This is a genomic window from Marinobacter daepoensis DSM 16072 (assembly GCF_000421165.1).
Taxonomy (GTDB): Bacteria; Pseudomonadota; Gammaproteobacteria; order Pseudomonadales; family Oleiphilaceae; genus Marinobacter; species Marinobacter daepoensis.
Window position 1 is genome coordinate 922,356 of sequence record NZ_ATWI01000008.1, and the last position, 21,855, is coordinate 944,210.

Annotated in this window: 18 protein-coding genes; 12 read left to right on the forward strand and 6 right to left on the reverse strand. The window is 58.0% G+C overall.

What is annotated here, in order from left to right; genetic code table 11:
• Nucleotides 1–24: 24 nt before the first annotated feature.
• The gene (locus K325_RS0104880) at nt 25–2,202 is read right to left on the reverse strand and encodes a putative bifunctional diguanylate cyclase/phosphodiesterase (protein WP_029653146.1); all 2,178 of its coding nucleotides are present in this window, start codon (nt 2,200–2,202) and stop codon (nt 25–27) included.
• Between the two features lie 24 nt (nt 2,203–2,226).
• On the reverse strand, nt 2,227–4,203 hold the full coding sequence (locus K325_RS0104885; RefSeq protein ID WP_029653147.1) for an HDOD domain-containing protein: 1,977 nt from the start codon (nt 4,201–4,203) through the stop codon (nt 2,227–2,229).
• 248 nt (nt 4,204–4,451) lie between these two features.
• Between K325_RS0104885 and K325_RS0104890 the strand changes: the two genes are divergently transcribed.
• The 4 genes from K325_RS0104890 (at nt 4,452) to K325_RS0104905 (ending at nt 10,533) form a co-directional block, all read left to right on the forward strand.
• Nucleotides 4,452–5,768 carry a MinD/ParA family ATP-binding protein gene (locus tag K325_RS0104890; RefSeq protein ID WP_029653148.1) on the forward strand — a complete coding sequence of 439 codons (1,317 nt, stop codon included), beginning with the start codon at nt 4,452–4,454 and terminating at the stop codon, nt 5,766–5,768.
• 285 nt (nt 5,769–6,053) lie between these two features.
• Nucleotides 6,054–7,595 carry a fatty acyl-CoA reductase gene (locus tag K325_RS0104895; protein ID WP_029653149.1) on the forward strand — a complete coding sequence of 514 codons (1,542 nt, stop codon included), beginning with the start codon at nt 6,054–6,056 and terminating at the stop codon, nt 7,593–7,595.
• Between the two features lie 284 nt (nt 7,596–7,879).
• Nucleotides 7,880–9,829 carry an acetate--CoA ligase gene (gene acs, locus K325_RS0104900; RefSeq protein WP_029653150.1) on the forward strand — a complete coding sequence of 650 codons (1,950 nt, stop codon included), beginning with the start codon at nt 7,880–7,882 and terminating at the stop codon, nt 9,827–9,829.
• Nucleotides 9,830–9,867: 38 nt separating this feature from the next.
• On the forward strand, nt 9,868–10,533 hold the full coding sequence (locus tag K325_RS0104905) for a response regulator (RefSeq protein WP_029653151.1): 666 nt from the start codon (nt 9,868–9,870) through the stop codon (nt 10,531–10,533).
• Nucleotides 10,534–10,599: 66 nt separating this feature from the next.
• Here K325_RS0104905 and K325_RS0104910 read toward each other — a convergent pair whose 3' ends face one another.
• Nucleotides 10,600–11,580 (reverse strand): D-2-hydroxyacid dehydrogenase, encoded by a 981-nt coding sequence (locus tag K325_RS0104910; RefSeq protein ID WP_029653152.1) that lies wholly within the window; start codon nt 11,578–11,580, stop codon nt 10,600–10,602.
• 200 nt (nt 11,581–11,780) lie between these two features.
• Here K325_RS0104910 and K325_RS0104915 point away from each other — a divergent pair, with 200 nt between their 5' ends.
• The 3 genes from K325_RS0104915 to K325_RS0104925 all read left to right on the forward strand — a co-directional run bounded on the left by K325_RS0104915 (nt 11,781) and on the right by K325_RS0104925 (nt 13,857).
• A complete protein-coding gene (locus K325_RS0104915) occupies nt 11,781–13,007 on the forward strand; it encodes a pyridoxal phosphate-dependent aminotransferase (protein ID WP_029653153.1) in 1,227 nt (408 codons plus the stop codon).
• Between the two features lie 2 nt (nt 13,008–13,009).
• Nucleotides 13,010–13,201, forward strand: coding sequence for a CPXCG motif-containing cysteine-rich protein (locus K325_RS0104920; protein ID WP_029653154.1), 192 nt, complete (start codon nt 13,010–13,012; stop codon nt 13,199–13,201).
• Between the two features lie 89 nt (nt 13,202–13,290).
• The gene (locus K325_RS0104925; RefSeq protein WP_029653155.1) at nt 13,291–13,857 is read left to right on the forward strand and encodes a YceB family lipoprotein; all 567 of its coding nucleotides are present in this window, start codon (nt 13,291–13,293) and stop codon (nt 13,855–13,857) included.
• A gap of 76 nt (nt 13,858–13,933) precedes the next feature.
• On the opposite strand, the gene K325_RS0104930 is transcribed toward K325_RS0104925, so the two are convergent.
• Both K325_RS0104930 and K325_RS0104935 read right to left on the reverse strand, forming a co-directional pair.
• Nucleotides 13,934–15,193 (reverse strand): aspartate aminotransferase family protein, encoded by a 1,260-nt coding sequence (locus tag K325_RS0104930; protein WP_029653156.1) that lies wholly within the window; start codon nt 15,191–15,193, stop codon nt 13,934–13,936.
• A 43-nt stretch (nt 15,194–15,236) separates the two neighbouring features.
• Nucleotides 15,237–16,391: an isocitrate/isopropylmalate dehydrogenase family protein gene (locus tag K325_RS0104935; RefSeq protein ID WP_029653157.1), complete on the reverse strand. Its 1,155-nt coding sequence runs from the start codon at nt 16,389–16,391 to the stop codon at nt 15,237–15,239.
• A gap of 154 nt (nt 16,392–16,545) precedes the next feature.
• Here K325_RS0104935 and K325_RS0104940 point away from each other — a divergent pair, with 154 nt between their 5' ends.
• On the forward strand, nt 16,546–16,902 hold the full coding sequence (locus K325_RS0104940) for a hypothetical protein (RefSeq protein ID WP_029653158.1): 357 nt from the start codon (nt 16,546–16,548) through the stop codon (nt 16,900–16,902).
• Here K325_RS0104940 and K325_RS0104945 read toward each other — a convergent pair.
• Entirely contained in the window at nt 16,896–17,798 is a 903-nt protein-coding gene (locus K325_RS0104945) for a LysR family transcriptional regulator (protein WP_029653159.1), read from the reverse strand. The genes K325_RS0104940 and K325_RS0104945 overlap by 7 nt on opposite strands.
• A gap of 145 nt (nt 17,799–17,943) precedes the next feature.
• On the opposite strand from K325_RS0104945, the gene K325_RS0104950 reads away from it, so the two are divergent.
• The 4 genes from K325_RS0104950 to K325_RS0104965 all read left to right on the forward strand — a co-directional run bounded on the left by K325_RS0104950 (nt 17,944) and on the right by K325_RS0104965 (nt 21,847).
• Nucleotides 17,944–19,155, forward strand: a complete 1,212-nt coding sequence (locus K325_RS0104950; protein WP_029653160.1) for an acyl-CoA dehydrogenase family protein — start codon at nt 17,944–17,946, stop codon at nt 19,153–19,155.
• A gap of 95 nt (nt 19,156–19,250) precedes the next feature.
• Entirely contained in the window at nt 19,251–20,072 is an 822-nt protein-coding gene (locus K325_RS0104955; RefSeq protein ID WP_029653161.1) for an SDR family oxidoreductase, read from the forward strand.
• A 21-nt stretch (nt 20,073–20,093) separates the two neighbouring features.
• Entirely contained in the window at nt 20,094–21,158 is a 1,065-nt protein-coding gene (locus K325_RS0104960) for a phosphotransferase family protein (protein WP_029653162.1), read from the forward strand.
• Entirely contained in the window at nt 21,158–21,847 is a 690-nt protein-coding gene (locus K325_RS0104965) for a histidine phosphatase family protein (protein ID WP_029653163.1), read from the forward strand. The genes K325_RS0104960 and K325_RS0104965 overlap by 1 nt, the downstream gene beginning before the upstream one ends.
• Nucleotides 21,848–21,855 lie beyond the last annotated feature (8 nt).

Genomic DNA, 21,855 nt, shown 5'->3' on the forward strand with positions numbered 1-21,855 from the left:
GAGTGTCGGACAATCTTTGGTGGTCTAGCCTGTGTGAGCAAGGGAAAGTGCGTCGCCGGCCAGCAGGGATGTGATGTCCGCCGCGGGCCTGGCCGGGCCATAAAAGAACCCCTGAACCTGATGGCAGCCCAGGCTTTTCAGGTAGGTCAACTGATCATCGGTTTCCACGCCTTCTGCCACGATTTCGAGCTTCAGGCCGTGGGCCATCGCTACGATTGCATTGACGATACAGGCTCCGTCGTCGCCACCACGGATTGCCTTGACGAAAGACTGATCCACTTTCAGGGTGTGAATCGGCAGCCGGTGCAGGTAGTTGAGGGAGGAATAACCCGTTCCGAAGTCATCAATGGCAATGCGCACGCCCGTTGCGGCCAGTTCTTTCAGCTTCTGGCTGATTTGTTCAAGGTCATTCATGATCACATTTTCGGTGATCTCGATTTCCAGATTGGCAGGTGGGAACTGGTGAGCGGAAACGTGGTTCATCAGGGTTTCCACAAACCGGGGGTGTTCGACCTGACTGGGGGACAGGTTAACGGCCAGGCGAAGGTCCGGATGGCCGGTGCTGATCCACCGGCCAACGTCCCGGCAGGCCTGGTCGATCACCTGCTCACTGAGCTTTCCCACCAGTCGGGTTTCCTCCGCCAAAGGCAGGAAGTCGCGCGGGTATAGCAGGCCCCGCTCGGGGTGTTGCCAGCGCACGAGCGCTTCCAGACCAACGACCCGGTTGGAGCGGGAGCACACCTGAGGCTGATAGAAAACCCGGAGTTCATTGCGCTCCAGTGCCAGGCGCAGGTCCCGTTCCAGGCTCAGGCGGTTGGCGGTGTTGATGCTCATGCTGTCTGAGTAGAACCGGTAGCCGTCTTTGCCCCGGGCTTTGACATGGTACATGGCGATATCAGCGTTCTGGATCAGCATGTCCATGGTTTCTCCGGCTTCGGGAAACACGGAGATCCCGATGCTCACGCCCACGAAAACCTCATGCCCTCCGAGTTGGAACGGCGCTTTCAGAGCCTGTATCAGTTTTCGGGCAATGCCCCGGGCATCTTCCGGACCGTGGATGCATGGCAGCAACAGGGTGAATTCGTCGCCACCGAACCGGGACAGGGTATCTCCCTTACGCAGGCACTTTTCCAGCCGATGGGTGACGGCCTGAAGCAGGCGGTCGCCCATGGCATGGCCGAGCGTGTCATTCACCACCTTGAACCGGTCAAGATCGAGAAACATAACGGCCAGCTTTTGCTGGCCCCGGCGGGCATGGGTGATGGCGAGTTCAAGCCGGTCCTTGAACAGGGCCCGGTTGGGCAGCCGGGTCAGCAGGTCGTGATAGGCCTGAAAGTTGATGAAAGCCTCGGCCTCTTTGCGCTCGGTGACGTCGCGGGCGATGCCGTAGTAGCGGGCAGGCTGGCCTGTGCAGCCACCTTGTGTTTTGCCTGTCTGAGGCCAGCTTTGCGGGTCAATCGGAAACGCGGTGATCTCGAAGTGTCGTGTGGCTTTGCGGCTGCCACGGGTTTTCAGTCTGACTTCCAGAACCCGGGGGTTGTCGGCAGAGATATCTGGCCCCTGCATGGCATAGGTGCCGCGAGCCACATCCCGGTCATCAAGAATGTGGCGAAAGTGCTTGCCGCACAGTTCGGCCGTCGGGTAGCCCAGCAGGCTTTCCACTTTGTTATTGATGAAGCAGATATGCCCGGTCTCGTCGAGCATGAAAACGATGTCCGGAGAGCTGTTGACGATATAGCGGTGCAGGGCTTCGGACTTCTCAAGTCGCGACTGAATCCGTTTGTGGTCACGTATCAGCGTCTGCTTTCCGACGACGCCTTCCACGGTGGCCAGCAGCTCTTCCGGATCAAAGGGCTTGCGGATGTAATCCAGCGCTCCGCGCCTCAGGGCCCGGCTGACGGAATTGAACGAGGATTCGCCACTGACGACGATGAGGCCACAGCCAGGTTGCCGTTGGTTGGCTTCCTTCATCACCTGGAAACCATCCACCTGGGGCATGTTCAGGTCCAGCAAGGCCAGATCGTACGTCTTCTGCTGGAGTTGCAGGCAGGCTTCCCGGCCACCAAGTGCTTCGGTGACGTCGTAATCCCGGCTCCGCAGCAGGTCTGCGAGTGTTCTCAGCAGGCGGGGTTCGTCATCCACAACCAGAATTCTGGGGCATCGTGAGGAGGTAAGGATATCTTTGTTGTGCTCGGTCGCCATGGAAGTGTGTCCGCGGTTGCGTCGTCAGTCAGTTTTGTCATAGGTGTAGCTTGCCGCCGGCAGCAGAATCCGGAAGGTGGTGCCTTCCGGGCCGGTATGGCAAGCGATGATGCCCTCCATGTCATCAATGAGTTGTTTGACTATGCTCAGCCCCAGGCCGCTGTGGCCATCTCCCTTGGTGCTTTGAACGGGTTCAAACAGATGGCGTTGTAAGCCGTCTGGGATGCCTGGCCCGGTATCGGATATCTGGAGCTCGACCCAGCGCCGCTGGTTCTGGAACAGCGGCGCCGTCGTTCTTAAGGTCACGGTACCCGGCCGGTTTGCAAAGCTTTCTGCTGCATTTCTGACCAGGTTCAGTACAACCTGACGGACGCTTGAGGCCTGAGCCTGGATATGAGCATCTTCGGCACACAGATTCAGGTGCAGAGCCCTGTCAACATCATGAAACAGGCTGTCCTGAAGAATTCTGCTCAGGCTCGAAAGCTCGGTATTCAGGTCGGTGTCATTCCCCTCGGTGTCCACCGTGTGCTGGCTGATCTGAAGCAGAAGGTTACCTGCGCGATCCAGCTCTTCCTGAATGATGTTCAGGTCGCTCTGTACTGACGCATTGTCCAGGCGGCTCCGTAACTGGAACAGATACTGGCGGATAATGGTCAGCGGGTTGCTGACTTCGTGCACCTGTCGTCGCAGGCGTTCGTGGGCCATTTGCTGCTCGGACGCCAGAGTGTCGGTGGATGCGCTCACCAGGGCATCGGTCAGTTCCCGGACAAACAGCTCCGCCAGGTTGCGGGTGGCGGAGAGTGAATGCTCGTCGACACCAAGGACATAGACGCCCACCGGTGTCTCATTCATTCTGACCGGGATGGCGAGCAGAGAGGGTGCTTCGAGGAGGGACATCAGTTGCTGGTCAAGCACCGTCGGCTCGGAGGGAACCATGAGGGCTGTCTGGCCCGTTCGGAACGCCGTTGTCAGCGCGCTACCGCCCGAGGTGGGGTTAATGCACAGTTCGGGCAAGTGGCGGCAGGAGCCCGAACGCAACACTAAGTCTTCACCTGTATGACTGAAGCAGAGTACTGGAAGCCCGGTCACCAGAGCCAGACTGCCGGTGGCTTCCGACACAAGCCCGGTCAGGTTTTCCGGTGTTGCCGTGGGCAGAGAAAGGGCCGTCCGGACGACCGTGTGCTCAATCAGGCGGTTGTTGAGCCGGCGTTTGCTTTCGCTCGCATCGTATTCTTCCTCTAGCGGAACCCCGAGCGAATCGGCAACGCTGGCCACTTCTTCGCCGATTTTCAGGTTGAGTTCCCGTGTCAGGTCTTCCTGCAACCCGAAAAGGGTGGCGGCCGCTCCAATGCCGGTCGCGTCTGACAACGCCAGCCGGGTCGACAGACTGATCACCTTGACCAGATGGTCGGCGTCCCGGAGTTGTCCCGGCAGGGCGTGCTGATAACGCATGGCGTCGGCGGCCATTGGCCCAAGCCCCCAGGACGAAACCAGCCGGGCAGCGATGTCGCTCTGTTGATTCAGCAGTTGTTGTTTGCGTTCCTGGCAGGGGGTCTTGATGGCAATCAGTTCGCCAATATTATGTATCATGCCCAGCAGAAACGCTTCATCCGGGTCCGGGTAGCGGGTGAGGGTTGCCAGTGTTTTCGCCGTCAGGGCCGTGGTCAGCGAGTGGCGCCAGAAGTCTCGGAGCTGCTGCCACTCGTTGCCTCCGATCTCGAGCATCAGTTGGCGAAGGGCTGAGGTCAGCAACAAGGTCTGGAATCGCCGGGTGCCCAAACGGAGGAGTGCTTGCTCTATCGAGCTGCTGGATGCGGAGCCGTGGTAAAGGGCGGAGCTGGTCAGGGCCAGAAGCCGGGCGACAAGGGCGGTATCTGCCGATACGATGCGACTGATGTCCCGATAGCTCTGGCCTGCATGACAGGCGTCCAGCGCGCGCAGAATAACCTCCGGAAGGCTCGGCAGCTGAAGATCTGACGCAATATCCGTCGCTGTTGTCATGACTCGCCCTCTTAATCCTGCGTGGTTGCCGGCCGGCTCTACGCAAGCTTCCCCGTTCTATATTGAATCAATATGACACGGAGTTCATTCTTCTTGTTTAGTGCTGAGCTTAGCCAATAACCCGTCACTATTAAATACTTGTTGTTGCTTTTTTAAGCAATCTATCATCCGGTCTGTGATATGTGTACCCTTTTTACACGTTTGAATGTCGCTTATAGTGGCAACGTTGAGTATCCAGACCATTATTCATGGATGTCCCGAAGCCGGTGCAACCCCAGAACGCTTTGCAGAAATCGCGCCAGACCCGCACCCTTGCCATCACCGGTGGCAAAGGAGGGGTGGGTAAGACGACGGTCGCCCTGAATCTGGCCATCGCGCTTTCAGAGCAGGGATGGAAGGTGTTGCTACTGGATGCCGATACCGACCTTGCCAACGTCAGCATTATGGTCGGTGCCTACCCCAGACAAACGCTTGCCGACGTTGTTGCTGGCCGGTGTGCCATGCAGGATGTCATCATCACCACCCATGGCGGGCTGGATGTCATCCCTGGTGCTTCGGGGGTGCAGGCTTGCATGGACCTGACGGAACAGGGGAGCCTGAAGGTATTGCGCTCCCTGCACGACCTTGAAAGCCGGTATGATTTTGTGCTCGTCGACACCGCCTCAGGTTTGCAGGCGATCACGTTGCACATGATTGCGGCCTCGGAGCTGGCGTGCCTGGTGGTGACGCCGGACCCATCATCGCTGACCGATGCGTTTTCCTTACTGAAAGTACTTAAACGAAGAGGATACCGGCGCACCCCCGCGGTGATTGTGAATATGGCTCAGGGGGCCAGCCAGGCCCGTTCGGTGTACCAGCGTTTTAATGCCGCCTGCCAGCGCCATCTGCAACTGTCGTTGCATTATCTGGGAGCGCTGTGGAGAGATGAAACGCTGCGCCAATCGGTGCTGGATCAGGTGCCGGTCACGGCATTGCCCGAGTCGGACCCTTCTTGCCATCAGTTTCATTCACTTGCTGAAATGCTGAACGTTCATGTTGGCGGATCGCCTCCCCAGAAAGCCAGTATTGCCGCATACTGGCACCGGGCTTCCAGGCGTTCGTCAGCGTCAGCTGCAGGCGAACCATCGGGCAGCGGCCCGGTTAAATCCACCGGGCAGCAATGCCACGAGCTGATTACAAAGCTTGAACAGGTAATCACGTCGGCCCGGGGTGATGCCATGCTCTGCTATGAGGCATTTGGCCGACTCTTTGCACTGTTGGGGAGCACCCCCGACGCTGATACCGTTGAAATCGTTCAGACCGGGCTGGCCGCGATGAACTGGGATGGGCTGGAAGACCATGACCGGGCGAAGCTGGCGCGCCATCTGAGACACCTGGCGGATGAGTTGTCACCGATTCCGCTTGAGCCGGTCGCTCCCCCTCTGGATCTGAAGCCCCTGAAAGAGCCGATGTACGATCGGATCAGTTTTGGCGAGCAGGACCAGCTGGTTCGTGCCCTGCGGGAAAAGCCGGCCGATGTCAGGCTTGAAGATCTCCTCACGGCACTGGCAGGCAAAGGTCGGTGAAGCCGGCCCATTGCTGACAGGCCCTGTGCCTCACTGTTTGATGTGACTTCTTAATTGTCATTTTAATCGCTTTTTTTGTGTCGTAATTTTGCAGTCTGTCACCGCGTTGTCACGCTGTCTGTGTGAGAATTGATCAGTGTCGTGGCTCGTGGCCCGCAATATGCAAGCAGCTCTGACAGGCGGTTGTGACACGGAATTTATGAGGACGGGGAAGGGATGTACCCCGCCGCAAGATACTGGCTGGCGTCAGGCCGGCAAAAGTGATTTCAGAGAAGGAGTTCTACCATGGCAATGCAGCAGATTCATCAGGCCGACACCTCGTCATCCAGAGTGCTCGGACAACTTCGCGGAAAGCGGGTTCTGATAACCGGTACGACAGGCTTTCTGGGTAAGGTCGTGCTAGAAAAGCTGATTCGGACGGTGCCCGATATCGGAGGTGTCTATCTGCTGATCCGCGGAAACAAACGGCATCCGGATGCTCGTACCCGGTTTCTGGAGGAGATTGCTACCTCGTCGGTGTTTGATCGCCTGCGTGAATCGGATGCCGATGGGTTTGAACTGTTCCTTGAGGAGCGGGTTCACTGCATTACCGGGGAAGTGACGGAGCCAGAGTTCGGGCTGGGTGATGAGGCCTGCCGAAAGCTGGCCGGAGAACTGGATGCGGTTATTAACTCGGCGGCGAGCGTGAACTTTCGCGAAGAGCTGGACAAGGCCCTGGCCATTAACACCCTTTGCCTTCGCAACATCGCCGGGTTGGTTGACCTGAACCCCGCGTTGGCGGTTATTCAGGTGTCGACCTGTTATGTGAATGGCATGAACTCCGGGCAGGTCTCTGAGTCGGTGATCAAGCCTGCCGGAGAGGCAGTGCCGCGCTCTCCGGACGGGTACTATGAAATCGAAGAGCTGGTCCGCCTGCTGACCGACAAAATCGAAGATGTGCAGGCCCGGTATTCTGGCAAGGTGCTGGAGAAAAAACTGGTTGATCTGGGTATCCGTGAAGCCAATCGTTATGGCTGGAGCGATACCTACACCTTCACCAAATGGCTGGGTGAGCAGTTGCTGCTGAAAGCCCTGAACGGCCGTACCCTGACGATCCTTCGCCCATCCATCATCGAAAGCGCTCTGGAAGAGCCCGCGCCCGGCTGGATTGAAGGCGTTAAGGTAGCCGATGCCATTATTCTGGCTTATGCCCGGGAAAAAGTGACGCTGTTTCCAGGCAAACGCTCCGGTGTTATCGATGTTATCCCGGTGGATCTGGTGGCGAACTCCATCATTCTCTCCCTGGCGGAGGCCCTGGCAGAGCCGGGTCGCCAGCGTATCTATCAGTGCTGCAGCGGGGGGAGCAATCCAATCTCCCTGGGTGAGTTTATTGACCATCTCATGGCCGAGTCGAAGGACAACTACGCGGCATACGATCATCTGTTCTACCGGCAGCCCAGCAAGCCCTTTGTCGCGGTAAACCGCAGTCTGTTTGATCTGGTGGTCAGTGGGGTCCGCTTGCCATTGAGTCTGACCGACCGAGTTCTCAAGTTACTGGGCAACTCCCGTGATCTGAAAGTACTCAGGAACCTGGATACAACCCAGTCGCTGGCGACCATCTTTGGCTTTTACACCGCGCCGGACTACGTGTTCCGCAACGATGAGCTGATGGCTCTGGCCAGCCGCATGGGAGAGGTCGACAAGGGGCTGTTCCCGGTTGATGCCCGCCACATTGACTGGAAACGGTACCTGCGCAAGATCCACCTGGCAGGGCTCAATCGTTACGCTCTCAAAGAGCGGAAAGTCTACAGCCTGAAAGCGTCCCGCCAGCGCAAAAAGGCCGCGTAATTTGTCGGGCCCCGGGGTGGGTGAAACCTGCCTCCGGGAGCCTTGTCCCGTCCCGTGTCTGAACGCTCAGGCAAGCCGCAGATTTCATGCACTCACCGTCTTCATCGCTGCATTTCTGAGCAGATTGCCCCTAATGGCGGGGGATCTTAGGACGTTAGTCTAATTCATCGAGTGGTAGTACACATGTTGAACTACAGGTATCTGTCTAACGGGCCCAAAATGCCCGACCACCCTGAATTTAAATAACCGACAATGACAATAGACTCTTATTAAGGGGGAGCACAATGACTGATAAGCAGGTATATCCGGTGAGTCCGGAGGTAGCCGAGCGTGCACTGGTCAACAAAGAACAATACGAAGAAATGTACCGCCAGTCCGTTGAAGAGCCGGATACCTTCTGGGGCGAGCACGGCAAGCGGATCGACTGGATCAAACCATTCACCAAAGTTAAAAACAGTACCTACGACTACAATAATCTGTCTATCAAGTGGTTTGAAGACGGCGTTCTGAACGCCTCGGCCAACTGCCTGGACCGCCATCTGGAAACCCGCGGTGACCAGACAGCCATCATTTTTGAGGGTGATGATCCTTCCGAATCCCGCCACGTGACCTACCGGGAACTCCACGAAGAGACCTGCAAGTTTGCCAATGTGCTGAAAGAACAGGGCGTCAGGAAAGGCGATGTGGTCACCATCTACATGCCCATGATTGTTGAGACCGCCGTGGCCATGCTGGCCTGTGCCCGGATTGGCGCCATTCATTCCGTGGTGTTTGGCGGGTTTTCACCAGAGGCTCTGGCTGCCCGGGTTGCGAACGGAAAGTCCCGTTTTGTGGTGACCGCTGATGAAGGTCTGCGCGGTGGCCGGGCAATCCCGCTGAAGAAGAACGTGGATTCTGCCCTGAAACACCATGAAGAGGCTAACGTCGATTCGGTGATTGTTGTCACACGCACAGGCAACGATCAGGTGCCCTGGACCGAAGGCCGGGATCACCGATACGAAGATCTCATGCAGAACGCCTCTGCACAGTGTGAGCCTGAGCCAATGAACGCTGAAGACCCGCTGTTCATGCTCTACACGTCTGGTTCCACTGGTGCCCCGAAAGGTGTCCTGCACACCACCGGTGGCTACATGGTGTACGCCTCCATGACCCACCAGTACGTATTCGATTATCACGACGGTGATGTTTACTGGTGTACCGCCGATTTTGGCTGGGTGACCGGCCACAGCTACATTCTGTACGGACCGCTGGCGAACGGAGCTGTCACACTGTTGTTTGAAGGTGTTCCGAATTATCCGGACAGCTCCCGAATGGGGCAGGTTGTGGACAAACATCAGGTCAACATCCTGTATACTGCGCCGACGGCCATTCGTGCCTTGATGGCGCAGGGTGAGTCCTGCATGGACGGCACCACCCGTAAGAGCCTGAAACTCCTGGGGTCTGTGGGTGAACCGATCAACCCGGAAGCCTGGGAGTGGTATCACCGGGTGATTGGTAATGGCGAATGCCCGATTGTGGATACCTGGTGGCAGACAGAGACCGGTGGCATCCTGATATCTCCGCTGCCAGGCGCGGTGGATCTGAAGCCCGGCTCTGCCTCCAAGCCATTCTTTGGTGTTCAGCCCGCGCTGGTCGACAACGACGGTAACATTCTGGAGGGTGAAACCGAAGGCAACCTGGTGATCCTGGACAGCTGGCCTGGCCAGATGCGCACCATCTACGGTGACCATGAACGTTTCATTCAGACCTACTTCAGCACGTACAAGGGCATGTACTTTACCGGTGACGGTGCACGCCGTGATGCGGATGGCTATTACTGGATCACCGGCCGGGTGGACGACGTTCTGAACGTGTCTGGCCACCGGATGGGTACCGCCGAGGTGGAGAGTGCGCTGGTGGCTCATGACAAGGTGGCTGAAGCTGCCGTGGTGGGGTATCCGCACGATATCAAGGGCCAGGGCATATACGTGTACGTTACCCTGGTGCAGGGCGAAGAGCCCAGTGACGAGCTGAAGAAAGAGCTGGTGCAGTGGGTCCGCAAGGAGATTGGCCCGATAGCCTCTCCGGATGTGATTCAGTGGGCACCTGGACTACCCAAGACCCGGTCTGGCAAGATTATGCGTAGGATTTTGCGTAAGATTGCTGCTAATGAGCACGATCAGCTTGGAGACACCTCCACGTTGGCTGATCCGGGCGTAGTGGATGAGCTGATCAGCAGCCGGGCCTTCAGGTAATGCCCGCTGCCGGTACTAACCTGTAAGGAATCTGTTGAATGACACAAACCATTATCGTCGCTGATGATCACCCGCTGTTTCGGGCAGCATTGAAACAGGCGGTCAATCAGGCGGTGCCAGATGCCGAAACCGTAGAGGTCGATAGCATCAAAGCGCTGCAGGCGGCGGTAGAGTCGCACCCGGACGCAGACCTGATCCTGCTGGATCTGAACATGCCGGGTGCCCATGGCTTTTCCGGCCTGGTGTTCATGCGTGGCCAGTACCCGGGATTGCCTGTGGTGGTTGTGTCTGGCTCAGAAGACTTGCAGGTGATGCGCCGTTCCATTGACTATGGCGCTTCCGGCTTCATCCCCAAATCGGCCCCTCTGCCGACCATTACCGAGGCCATACAGGCGGTACTGGAAGGGGATGTCTGGCTGCCGGAAGGCGTGGCCGACAAGATCGAGCGCATGCAGGCTGAAACCACAGATTTCTCGGAGCGTCTGGCGTCGCTGACACCGCAACAGTTCCGGGTACTGGGGATGCTGGCCGAAGGGCTTCTGAACAAGCAGATCGCATACGATCTGGATGTCTCGGAAGCCACCATCAAAGCTCATATCACGGCGGTTTTCCGCAAACTGGGTGTTCGTAACCGGACGCAGGCAGTGATTGCGATTCAGCAGATGGAGCTGGACCCGTCGGAACAGTCGCTGTCCGGAGGCTGAGCGCAGACTTAGCCATCAGGTAATGAAAAAGGGAGCCGGGAGGCTCCCTTTTTTGTGGCCGGGGGCTCAGGCTCCTGCGTAGCCCAGGGTTTTGTTGACCCGGTTGAACAAGTCCTCCCCCTTGTGCCACCGATCAAAGTTCTCCAGAAACTGATCGATGAGCGCGCGATTCCAGCCGATAAAGTCGCCAGCCATGTGGGCGGTCATGATCACGTTTTCCCGCTGCCAGAGTGGGTGGTCTGCAGGCAGGGGTTCTTCCTCGAAGACGTCCAGTCCGGCGCCGGCAATCTCGCCAGCGTCAAGGGCCTGGATCAGGGCTTCGGTCTTTACGATCGGGCCCCGGCCAATGTTGATCAGCCGCGCTGAAGGTTTCATGGCGGCAAAGGCCCTGGCGTCAAACAACCCTTCTGTCTGGGGTGTCAGTGGCGCGGCAATCACCACGTAGTCGGCGTGACTGAGTTGCTCATAAAGTTCTTCGTTGCCATGCACCGCGATAAAGTCCGGGTCGTCGTGTCTTGGGGTCCGGGCAATGCCGTGTGCGTGCAGGCCAATGGCATTTACCAGCCGGGCAATCTGCCGGCCAATAGAGCCTGCGCCCACCACGAGGACCTGCTTGCCTTCGGCACGCTCGGTATCCCGGTGTTTCCACTCGCGTTTCATCTGCAATCGGATCGACCCGGGGAAATCCTTGGCAAACATCAGGATGGTGCACAGCACATACTCTGCAATGGTGCGATCAAAGATGCCCCGGGCGTTGGTAACCGCCACGTCACTGTCGATCAGGGCGGGAAACATCAGGGCATCCACCCCGGCACTGGTGGCGTGAATCCATTTCAGGTTGTCGGCCGCGGGCCAGGCGGCTTCCAGAGCGTCTGTCCGGAAGTCCGTCACCATCATGACATCAGTGCCAGGGAGGGTCTCTCTCAGGGTTTGCTCGTCGCAGGCAAAGCGCACCACGGCCCGGGCTTTAATGGCTTCAATGCCTGGGGGGGCTGGTTCGCCCGGTGCGGTCAGAACGGTCACGACCGGTTTCTGGGCAGCTGTCATGTAACCTCCGGTGGGCTGGGTCTGGGAATGCGTCAGTGGTACTAGTCTGGTTGGCGGTTGGAAACGGGTCAACCTGTACCCGGTTACACGGGGTTTTCCGGGCTTCGGTTATCCTTTAGTCCCTCTTCCTTGTCCCCCCCATCTTTCCTGACTAACCTGCAGGAGTAGCCTTTTGTTTACCCAGTCTCCAGGAGGTTTTTATGGTGGAGTCCGCAAACAGGGACACCGGCCAGAATACGCCGCGAAAAGTGAAGTACCGGAAAACCAAGGCCAGTTGGAATCCTGCCATGCAGGCCATTCCGGTGTCGGGGATTCGCCGCCTGGTGAATATGGCGGCTACCATGAAGGATGTGATTCACCTGTCGATAGGCCAGCCAGACCTGCCGACGCCGAAGCACATTATTGATGCCTATGTAGACGCCCTGAACGCAGGCCAGACCGGTTACACGATGGATGCCGGGCTGCCGGAGCTGCTGGTGGCGCTCCGGGATTATTACGGAAAGCGTTACAACCGGAAACTCACCCGGGACAACATTCTGATCACCAGTGGCGCAACCGAAGCCATGTATCTTGCCATTTCCGCTACGTCGGCGCCCGGGCGGCAGTTCATCGTGACTGATCCGTCATTTCTGCTGTACGCCCCCCTCATCCGGATGAACGGGGGAGAGGTCAAGTTTGTTCCCACACGGGCCGAAAACAACCACCAGCTGGACCCGGACGATGTGATACGGGCCATGGGCTCCCGCACCTTCGCCCTGATCCTGAACAACCCGAACAACCCGACCGGGGCGGTTTACCCCCGCAGCACCGTGGAAACAATCCTGGAAGAGTGTGCGTATCGTGGGATTCAGGTGTATGCGGATGAGGTCTATGACCACCTGATTTTTGATGATGACGATTTCGCCAGTGTCCTTAACTGCTCCATGGACCTGGACAACATCATGTGCATCAGCAGTTTCTCAAAAACCTACAGCATGGCGGGCCTGAGGGTTGGCTGGGTGATCTCCAGCCAGGCCGCGATCAAATCGCTGCGCCGCTATCATATGTTCACCACCTCGGTGGCCAATACTCCCTCCCAGTTTGCGGGGGTTGCTGCGCTGACGGCCGATCAGCAATGTGTCCGGGATATGGTGGATATCTATCGGGAGCGCCGGGATAAGGTTGTGGAACTGATTGATCAGACCCCCTATCTGACAGGTTACAAGCCTGGCGGTGCCTTCTTCGCCTTCCCGGATTTGCCGCCCCATGTTGATGGTTCTGATCTGGCCTTGCGAATGCTCAAGGAGACCGGTGTTTGTGTGGTCCCGGGAGATGCGTTTGGCGAAGCCTGCACCAATGCCCTGAGGTTCAGTTTCTCGACGACCTGTGAGCGTATGGAGGAGGCCTTCGACCGGATTATTCCCTGGATGGCCAAGCAGCAGTTCTGAGTATGTCCGTGCTGGAACCGGTGCTCATCCAGTGCCCATACTGTTGGGAGACGCTGGAAATCAGCGTCGACCCATCGGTCGCGGAGCAGGAGTATGTAGAGGATTGCCAGGTCTGCTGTCAGCCCATCCTGCTGACGATACGGCTGGATGACCGCCTTGTGCCCAGCGTGGAGGCTCGTGCTGAAAATGACTGAGATCATGACTAATCGTTAATGTCGGCATGTTGCGGACGGGTCCGCGCTGGCGCAGGATTGGAGCGGATCCGTTTTCAGGGAATTTAATCATGTTGAATCAAGCCAAGCGCTGGCTCTTGCTGGTGGCTGTTGTGGTGCTGAGCAGTGGTTGTGCCAGTCTGTCTCCGTATGCGATTTCAGAAGGGGAAATTGAAGGTCATTTGAAGGATGTGGTCGCCGATTTTGATCGCCAACAACTGAAAAGCGGGTCACCGCTAAGCCTTAGCCTGAGGGATGCCGACATCACCCTGGGGCCGGATGGCCGCGATGTCGCTGTGATTGACCTGCGAGGCCAGGTTGCCCTGAATGCACTGATGACCAAGCTTCCGGTTGATCTGGCACTGAAGGTGGAAGGCGCGCCAGTGTACGACAGCCAGGAGAAAGCGGTTTATATCCGAAGGCTGCAACTGTTGGAAAGCTCCATTGACTCGCCTTTTTTCAAGGGAGATCTGGCACCGGTTACGGATAATGTCATGAGAATGGTGGCCCAGATGCTGGAGACCATGCCGGTTTATCGCCTGGACGAAAGCGACTTTGCCCAGCGCATGTTTGGGTTGGTGCCGATGGATGTCCGGGTAGCACCCGGGCGACTGGAGTTTGTGATGGCGGATGACTGACGCGGTCTGACGCAGAGCGGTAAGAACAAGGCCGGGTGGGGATTCTCCATCCGGCCTTGTTGCTTTCACCGGTGAATCAGGCAGTGGCTTTCAGGGCCTGCTCAAAGATATCGGTGGCTTCGTCAATCTGCTGCCGGGTAACGATCAGCGGCGGTAACCAGCGCACAATCTCCTGATACGGTCCACAGCGCAGCATCAACAGCCCCCGTTCCTCGCACTCCTTGAGAATCCGGCCCGCACGCTCGCCATCAGGGCAGTCGCCCCGGCGCATTTCCACGCCAACCATCAACCCCATACCCCGGACATCGGCCATATCCGGATAGTCCTTTTTCAGGGCATGCAGGTTGTCCCGGAGTCGTTGCCCCATTTCGTCCGCATTCTGAACGAGTCCCTCTTCCTGAATGACCTCGATCGTGGCAATGGCGGCGGCTGCGGCTACAGCGTTGCCACCGTAGGTGCCGCCCTGAGAGCCCGGCCAGCCCTTGGCCATGGTCTCCTCAGACGCAGCGAGTGCGGAAATGGGGAAGCCGCTGGCAAGCCCTTTGGCAATCATGATGGCATCCGGTGTTACGCCAAAGTGCTCGTGTGCCCAGAATTTCCCACTGCGCCCGAACCCGGCCTGTACCTCATCAAAAACCAGCATGATGCCGTGTTTGTCGCAGCGTTCCCGAAGTCCCTGCATGAAGCGTGCGTTGGCGGGAACATAGCCGCCTTCGCCCTGGACTGGCTCAATCAGCATCGCCGCCGTTTCTTTCGGTGCGGAGTAGGTCACAAAGATGCGGTCGAGTTCGCGAAGGCAGAAGTCGGTCGCTTCGTCCAGGCTCCAGCCGTAATGGAAGGCATGAGGGAATGGTGCAACCACCACCCCTCCCATCATCGGGCTGACTCCGGCCCGCAGACCGACACTGGAGGTTGTCATCGAGAGGGAGCCCATCGTCCGGCCATGGAATCCGCCGTGGAATACAATCACGTTGGGGCGGCCGGTAGCTTGGCGTACCAGCCGGATAGCCCCTTCCGCCACTTCAGTCCCGGCATTGGAAAAGAAAAAGGCATTCAATGGGTCTGGGGTCAGGGCGCCAAGCTTCTCCGCAAGTTCCGGTAATCTGGGATTCATCACCGTGGTGGCCTGAGCGTGGATCATGGTGGCCACCTGCTTCTGGGCGGCTTCCACCACTTTCGGGTGACAATGGCCTGTGCTGGTAACGCCAATGCCCGATGTGAAGTCCAGATAGCGACGGCCTTCCGGGTCGATAATATAGGCGCCTTCGCCTTTGGCGGCGGTGATGCCGGTAGCCTGCTTTAGCAGGGGAGACAGTTTGCCTTTATGGTCGGTCATGGACACCTCCCGAAGTGAATGAAAAACCTCTCCTGCAGCCTAGTCAGGCCCCGAGGCGTTTACAAATCGCATCCCCGATTTCCCGGGTGCTTCTCTGTTCTTTTCCCTTGGCGGCAAGTTCTGCGGCCACGGCATCAAAAAGCTCCTGGCCCGCCTGGCTCAGCAGAGGGTCTTTCCGGCCCAGCCACTCCAGCATTCGTGCGGTGGTAAAGAGCATGGCGGTGGGGTCGGCGATGCCCTGGCCGGCAATGTCCGGTGCGCTGCCATGGGTTGGCTCGAACATAGACGGCAGATCGGGATTGGTGGGGTTCAGATTGCACGACGGAGCCACACCCATACCGCCGGAGATCACGGCAGCCAGGTCGGTCAGGATGTCGCCCTGCAGGTTACTGGCCACCACCACGTCAAAGGCCCAGGGGCAGGAGACAAATTTCATGCAGGCGGCGTCCACCAACTCGTGATGGGTGGCCACATCCGGGTATTCCTGGCTGATGTCCTCAAATACTTCGGTGTACATATCGCCCCAGTAGCGCAATGCATTGCGCTTGGTGATCAGGCAGACCTGGCTTTCGCAGGTGGTGCCGTCAAGGGTCTGGAAGCTGCGGGTACGGCCATCCTGAACCCGCTCACCAGCCCGCTTGCGGGCCTGCTCGAATCCGTATCGGATAATCCGTTCGGTGGCTCGGCGGGTAAAGACTTCCATCTGAGTGGCCACTTCGTCCGGAGTCCCCTGGCGCAGTCGGCCACCCTGACTGACGTATTCGCCTTCGCTGTTTTCCCGGATCACCAGCATGTCGATGTCTTTCGCGCGATCGTCCCGGAGGTACTGACGTGCTCCGGGTAGCAACCGGGCCGGTCGTTCACAGACCCACTGATCAAAGCCCTTGCGCATATCCAGCAGTGGTGCCAGAGAGAGGCTGTCTGGCAGCAGGTAACGGTCAGTATCGTGAATCGGCCCCGGATCACCCAGCGCGCCCAGAAGGATGGCGTCGTAAGCTTTCAGTTGTTCCAGAGCGTCTTGTGGCCAGCATTCGCCATGCTCTTCATGCCAGGCATGAGATGGCCACGGAAACCGGCTCCATTCCAGTGCCAGATTGTGCCTGGTTCTCAGGATTTCCAGGCAGCGGACGGCTTCTGCAACCACTTCCGGGCCAATACCATCTCCGGGCGTTACTGCGATGCGCGTGGTCTGGGCCATTCCCTAACCTCCTTGCTGTGTGGCGGGTTTAAAGCATCAGAACCAGTGTAGACCCGCTGCCCGCAGATGCCAGCCAGAGGCGGGGATGGGTTTGGTTTTACCGTCTTTCATCAAGAGGTTATAGTGGCGTGAATTGACTTGGCAGGATCTCGATGTGCTTTATCGAATTGTTACCCTGATCGGTGGCCTGGTATTTGTGGCTGCCCTGTTTGCGCTGGTGTGGTTCTTCTGCAAGAAGTTTCTGGAACGCCATGGCGTCACGGACCAGATTTCAGACCGGGCCACAGTGCTGGCAACCTGGACCTTTGCCGGTGTCGCGATTGGCCTTGTCTTCGCGGTGGTCGGAGCCTTTATCCTCGGCCCCTGGGCGTTCTACCGCACGCTTCGGGGCCATGGCGTTGATGTCTCCGATGGGGCAGCGGTCTGGTGGGGATTTGGCATTGTTGTGGTGTCGCTGGGTATTACCGCCGCCGGCTTCTTCGGATTTCTGATGCTGGTCGGCGCCTACTGAGCCTGCTGCTGGCTGCGCAGCAAATCCCGGAACCACACCAGGGCCGGCTCCTGTTCGTAGGCTTTGTGCCAGTAAAGGTGAACATCAATGGATGGCATCTCCACTGGCGGAGACAGCACTTCAATATTGGTATTCTGCGCCATGATCCGGGCATAGGTTTCCGGCATGGTCAGCAGCAGGTCTGAGGTTTCCACCACCCGGCAGGCGGCGTAGTAGTGCTGGCAACGCAGCCGGATGGTCCGCTGGACGCCGTGGCGTGAAAGCTCGAAATCCTCAATGCCGGGGCCTTCTGCACGGGACGAGACCAGAATGTGCCTGGCTTCCAGGTAGCGAGTCATATCCAGGCCTTGCTCAATGATCGGGTGCCCCTTGCGGGCCAGAACCACCAGCTGATCCTGACGCAGCCGTTCATGGCTGGTCTGGCTGCTGACCGGCAGCAACACATCAATCGCAAAATCCAGTTTACCGGCCGCCAGTTGTGTCTCCATATCCCTTCGTGCCACACGCTGGCTCTGGACTTCCAGATCAGGATAAGGCGCGAGCCTGGCAATGAGCTGGGGCAGGAACGTGGATTCCAGAATATCCCGCAGGCCCAATGCATAGGTTTTGCGCTGGCTGGCGGGATCGAAGGCGTGAAACTGATTCACGGCACTCTGGATCTGGTTCAGTCCGGGGCGCATCGATTCCAGAAAACGGCGGGCAAGGGGGGTTGGAACCATCTGGTTCCCCTGGCGGGTAAACAGCGGATCATTGAAATGATCCCGTAGCCGGGCCAGAGAATGGCTGACGGCCGGCTGCGTCAGGTGCAGGGCCTTTGCTGCCCGGGTCAGGCTACCTTCCCGATAGATAGTATCGAAAACATGCAGGAGATTCAGGTCCAGCCGGTTCAGGGCCATGGTGCGGTTCCGTTATTCTAAATAAGTAAGGCTAATGATAAATGATTAAAACAATTCAGTCGCGTAATACTTTGGCGCCCCCTAGACTGACGGTCATCTGATCGACATTGCGCCCGAGAGGGCTGCCAGCGCGAGGAGCTGCATCATGGATTTCAACATTTCCGAGAAAGGCCAGGATTACCTGAAGCGTGTGAAACAGTTCATGCGCGACGAGATCTACCCTATTGAAGAACAATACCATAAGGAACTCGCCTCTCTGGACAACCGCTGGGTTGTACTACCGATCATCAAAGAGCTGAAAGAAAAGGCCCGGGCCCAGGGGCTCTGGAACATGTTTTTCCCGGATGACCAATATGGCTGTGGCTTACTCAATTCAGACTATGCCCTGATTGCCGAAGAAACCGGGCGCAGTTTTATCGCTCCGGAGATCTTCAACTGCAATGCTCCGGACACCGGTAACATGGAAGTCCTGATTCACTACGGCTCGGAAGAGCAGAAGGCCGAGTGGCTGCCTCGCCTGATGAGCGGTGAAATCCGTTCTGCTTTCTGTATGACCGAGCCCGCTGTCGCGTCTTCTGACGCCACTAACATGGAAGCCACTGCCACGGTAGAAGGCGACGAGGTCGTTCTCAATGGCCGTAAATGGTGGAGCACCGGCATTGGCCATCCGGACTGTAAAGTCGGTATTTTTATGGGCGTGACTGATCCGGACGCCCAGAAACACCGCCGCCATTCCATGGTGCTGGTGCCGCTGGACACCCCGGGCATCACCATCGAGCGCATGTTGCCCGTGTTCGGTGCCTATGATGAACCCTATGGCCATGGCCAGGTGCTGTTCGACAACGTGCGCCTGCCCAAGAGCGCCATCATCGCGGGCCCGGGGCGTGGGTTTGAGATTGCTCAGGGCCGTTTGGGGCCGGGCAGGGTGCACCACTGCATGCGGGCGATCGGAGCGGCGGAGCGCACTCTGGAACTGATGATCAAACGGGCCATGAGCCGGGAAGCCTTTGGGCGCCCGATTGCCAAACTGGGTGGCAACCCTGACATCATTGCGAATGCCCGGATGAACATTGAACAAGCTCGCCTGCTCACGTTGAAGTGTGCCTGGGCACTGGACACCAAAGGCATCATGGGCGCGTTGCAGGAAGTCTCCATGATCAAGGCGGTGGTGCCGGCGATGTTGCAGCAGATTGTCGACGATGCGATCCAGATTCACGGTGGCGCCGGTGTCAGTGACGATGATTTCCCGCTCACGACGTTGTTCGGGTACGCTCGGGTTCTGAGGTTGGCCGATGGCCCTGATGAAGTTCATCGTGCGATGGTGGCCCGGCTGGAGCTTCGCAAATATACGTCCTGATCCGGTGGGCCGGAGAGATGAAAACGGCCCTCCGGCGCCCACTTCCAGACAAAAAGAAGAACACGAACTCCAAACGATAACGGAGAACAATAACGATGACACAGAGAGTATTCATCACCGGCGGGGCCAGCGGCCTTGGCCGGGCGATTGCCCTGAGGTATGCCAGAGAGGGTGCCAAAGTCTGCATTGGCGATATTAACCCGGAGCAGGGGGTTGCCGTTGAAGCGGAGCTGAACAAAGCGGGCGGGGAAGGCTACTTCGTGGAATGCGACGTGCGCCGGCTCACCGATTTTGAAAAAGTCCGTGACGACCTGGTGCAGAAGTGGGGCGGGGTGGATGTGGTTGTTAACAACGCCGGGGTTGCCTCCGCAGGCTCCATTGAAGACACCACCATTGCCGACTGGGAATGGATACTCGACATTAATGTTCTGGGCGTTGTGCGGGGCTGCAAGGCCTTCACCCCCCTGTTCAAGAAGCAGGGCGGCGGAGCGTTTGTGAATATCGCCTCCATGGCCGGCCTGATGTTGGCGCCCCTGATGGACAGCTACAACGTCTCGAAAGCCGGTGTCATTGCGCTGTCGGAAACGCTTAGCCAGGAGCTCAGGGATTCGGGGGTTCACGTCAGTTGCGTATGCCCGGCTTTTTTCCAGACCAACCTCGCCAGCACCATGCGCTCCGACCTTCCCGGCATACAGCAGAACGTCAATAAGCTGATGAAGCGCTCAACCATTACCGCTGACGATGTGGCGGAGGATATTTTCCGCAGCGTGACCGACCGGGACTTCTGGGTCCTGCCTCACGCTAAAGAGCGTCGTCTCTGGATGCTGAAGCGCCACGCGCCCTGGGCATTCGATTGGTTGATGCATCAGGAGAGCAAGCGATGGATGAGCAAGATGAACAGCAGGGCAAACGCCTGACCCCACCACAGGAGAGAATGAATGACACAGATCGATCAGGCCGTTGAGATCCGGGAAGGTGAGGAGCTGGATGTTGCGGCGGTTGACCGGTTCATGAAACAGGCGGTTCCCGGGTTGGAAGGGGAGCCGGGCATCCGGCAGTACCCTGGTGGAGCCTCCAATCTGACCTATCAGGTCGACTACGGTAACCAGTCCTACGTTTTGCGCCGCCCGCCGTTCGGTAAAATTGCCAAGTCTGCTCACGACATGCTGCGGGAAGCCCGGGTGATGGAGGCGCTGAAGCCAGCCTATCCCTATGTGCCTAACATTGTCGCGATCTGCGACGATCACAGCATTCTGGGTTGCGATTTTTACGTTATGGAGCGCCTGAAAGGCATCATCCTGCGCCAGGACTTTCCTCAGGATTTCAATCTGAGTGCTGACGATACCCGCAAGCTGTGCCTGAACGTGATCGACAAGCTGGTAGACCTGCACACCGTAGATGCCAAGGGTGCTGGCCTCGATAAGCTGGGCAAGGGAGCTGGTTACGTCCAGCGCCAGATTGGTGGCTGGAGCGACCGTTTCCGCAAGGCCCGAACTGAAGATGTGGGGGATTTCGAGGCGGTGATGGCCTGGCTGAATGACAAAATGCCAGAGGACGTCGCCCAGGTGGTTATTCACAACGACTACCGGTTCGACAACGTTGTGCTGAATCCGGACAACCCGTTTGAAGTGATTGGCGTACTGGACTGGGAAATGGCCACCATCGGCGACCCGCTGATGGACCTTGGTAACAGTCTGGCCTACTGGATCGAAGCAGACGACGAAGGTCCTTTCCAGATGCTGAGGCGTCAGCCCACCCATCGGCCAGGCATGCTGACTCGCAGAGAGGTGGTCGATTACTACATGGAGAAATCCGGCTTTCGGGCAGACAACTTCGATTTCTATGAAATCTATGGTCTGTTCCGGCTGGCGGTCATCATTCAGCAAATCTATTACCGTTTTTACCACGGCCAGACCAAAGACAAGCGCTTTGCCGCGTTCGGACACGCCGCGAACTATCTGGAACAGCGCTGCCAACGGCTGATCCGCGAGAGTAGCCTGTAATGGCGACGATCTATCTGGTGCGCCATGGCCAGGCCAGTTTTGGCAAGGAGAATTACGATCAGCTTTCGCCGCAAGGCTGGGAGCAAGGCAAGATTCTGGGGCGCTGGCTGGTAAACAAGGTCGCCCCCGCCGCTGTGTTTGGTGGCGATCTTCGTCGCCACCGGGAAACGGTGGAAGCCATCACCACCGGTTTTGGCGCAGACCTTCCGGATATGCAGGTGATGGATGGCCTGAATGAGTTTGACCATCTGGAAGTGGTCGAGCGATTGCGCCCCGAGTGGGCCGACAAACAGGTGATGGCGCGGGACCTGGCCAGTGTTCCCAAGCCAGCCAGGGCTTTCCAGCAGGTGTTTGAGCAGGCGATGGCTCGTTGGCTGAGCGGTCAGCATGACCAGGAGTACACCGAAACCTGGGAGGGATTCCGGCAACGGGTAACAACGGCTCTGGATCAGGTGATTGCCCTGGCCGACGGCAACGATGCCATCGTTTCCACCTCTGGCGGGCCCATTGCCGTGATTGCGCAACACCTGCTGGAACTGTCTGACCGGAAAGCGCTGGACATGAACAATGTCATTGCCAATACCAGTGTGTCCCGCATTCTCTATTCCGGCCCCAGGCGCAGCCTGGCCGTCTTCAATAACTATAGCCACCTGGAAGCGGAAGACCCCGCCCTGGTGACATTCCGATAAATCTGAGG

Excerpts from the sequence above, each read along its gene's own strand:
- K325_RS0104935 (WP_029653157.1), bottom strand. The coding sequence starts at position 16,391 with ATGGCCCAGACCACGCGCATCGCAGTAACGCCCGGAGATGGTATTGGC.
- K325_RS0104930 (WP_029653156.1), bottom strand. The coding sequence starts at position 15,193 with ATGACCGACCATAAAGGCAAACTGTCTCCCCTGCTAAAGCAGGCTACC.
- K325_RS0104905 (WP_029653151.1), top strand. The coding sequence starts at position 9,868 with ATGACACAAACCATTATCGTCGCTGATGATCACCCGCTGTTTCGGGCA.
- K325_RS0104950 (WP_029653160.1), top strand. The coding sequence starts at position 17,944 with ATGGATTTCAACATTTCCGAGAAAGGCCAGGATTACCTGAAGCGTGTG.
- K325_RS0104885 (WP_029653147.1), bottom strand. The coding sequence starts at position 4,203 with ATGACAACAGCGACGGATATTGCGTCAGATCTTCAGCTGCCGAGCCTT.
- K325_RS0104945 (WP_029653159.1), bottom strand. The coding sequence starts at position 17,798 with ATGGCCCTGAACCGGCTGGACCTGAATCTCCTGCATGTTTTCGATACT.
- K325_RS0104955 (WP_029653161.1), top strand. The coding sequence starts at position 19,251 with ATGACACAGAGAGTATTCATCACCGGCGGGGCCAGCGGCCTTGGCCGG.
- K325_RS0104915 (WP_029653153.1), top strand. The coding sequence starts at position 11,781 with ATGGTGGAGTCCGCAAACAGGGACACCGGCCAGAATACGCCGCGAAAA.
- K325_RS0104895 (WP_029653149.1), top strand. The coding sequence starts at position 6,054 with ATGGCAATGCAGCAGATTCATCAGGCCGACACCTCGTCATCCAGAGTG.
- K325_RS0104965 (WP_029653163.1), top strand. The coding sequence starts at position 21,158 with ATGGCGACGATCTATCTGGTGCGCCATGGCCAGGCCAGTTTTGGCAAG.
- K325_RS0104925 (WP_029653155.1), top strand. The coding sequence starts at position 13,291 with ATGTTGAATCAAGCCAAGCGCTGGCTCTTGCTGGTGGCTGTTGTGGTG.
- acs (WP_029653150.1), top strand. The coding sequence starts at position 7,880 with ATGACTGATAAGCAGGTATATCCGGTGAGTCCGGAGGTAGCCGAGCGT.
- K325_RS0104960 (WP_029653162.1), top strand. The coding sequence starts at position 20,094 with ATGACACAGATCGATCAGGCCGTTGAGATCCGGGAAGGTGAGGAGCTG.
- K325_RS0104890 (WP_029653148.1), top strand. The coding sequence starts at position 4,452 with ATGGATGTCCCGAAGCCGGTGCAACCCCAGAACGCTTTGCAGAAATCG.
- K325_RS0104920 (WP_029653154.1), top strand. The coding sequence starts at position 13,010 with ATGTCCGTGCTGGAACCGGTGCTCATCCAGTGCCCATACTGTTGGGAG.
- K325_RS0104910 (WP_029653152.1), bottom strand. The coding sequence starts at position 11,580 with ATGACAGCTGCCCAGAAACCGGTCGTGACCGTTCTGACCGCACCGGGC.
- K325_RS0104880 (WP_029653146.1), bottom strand. The coding sequence starts at position 2,202 with ATGGCGACCGAGCACAACAAAGATATCCTTACCTCCTCACGATGCCCC.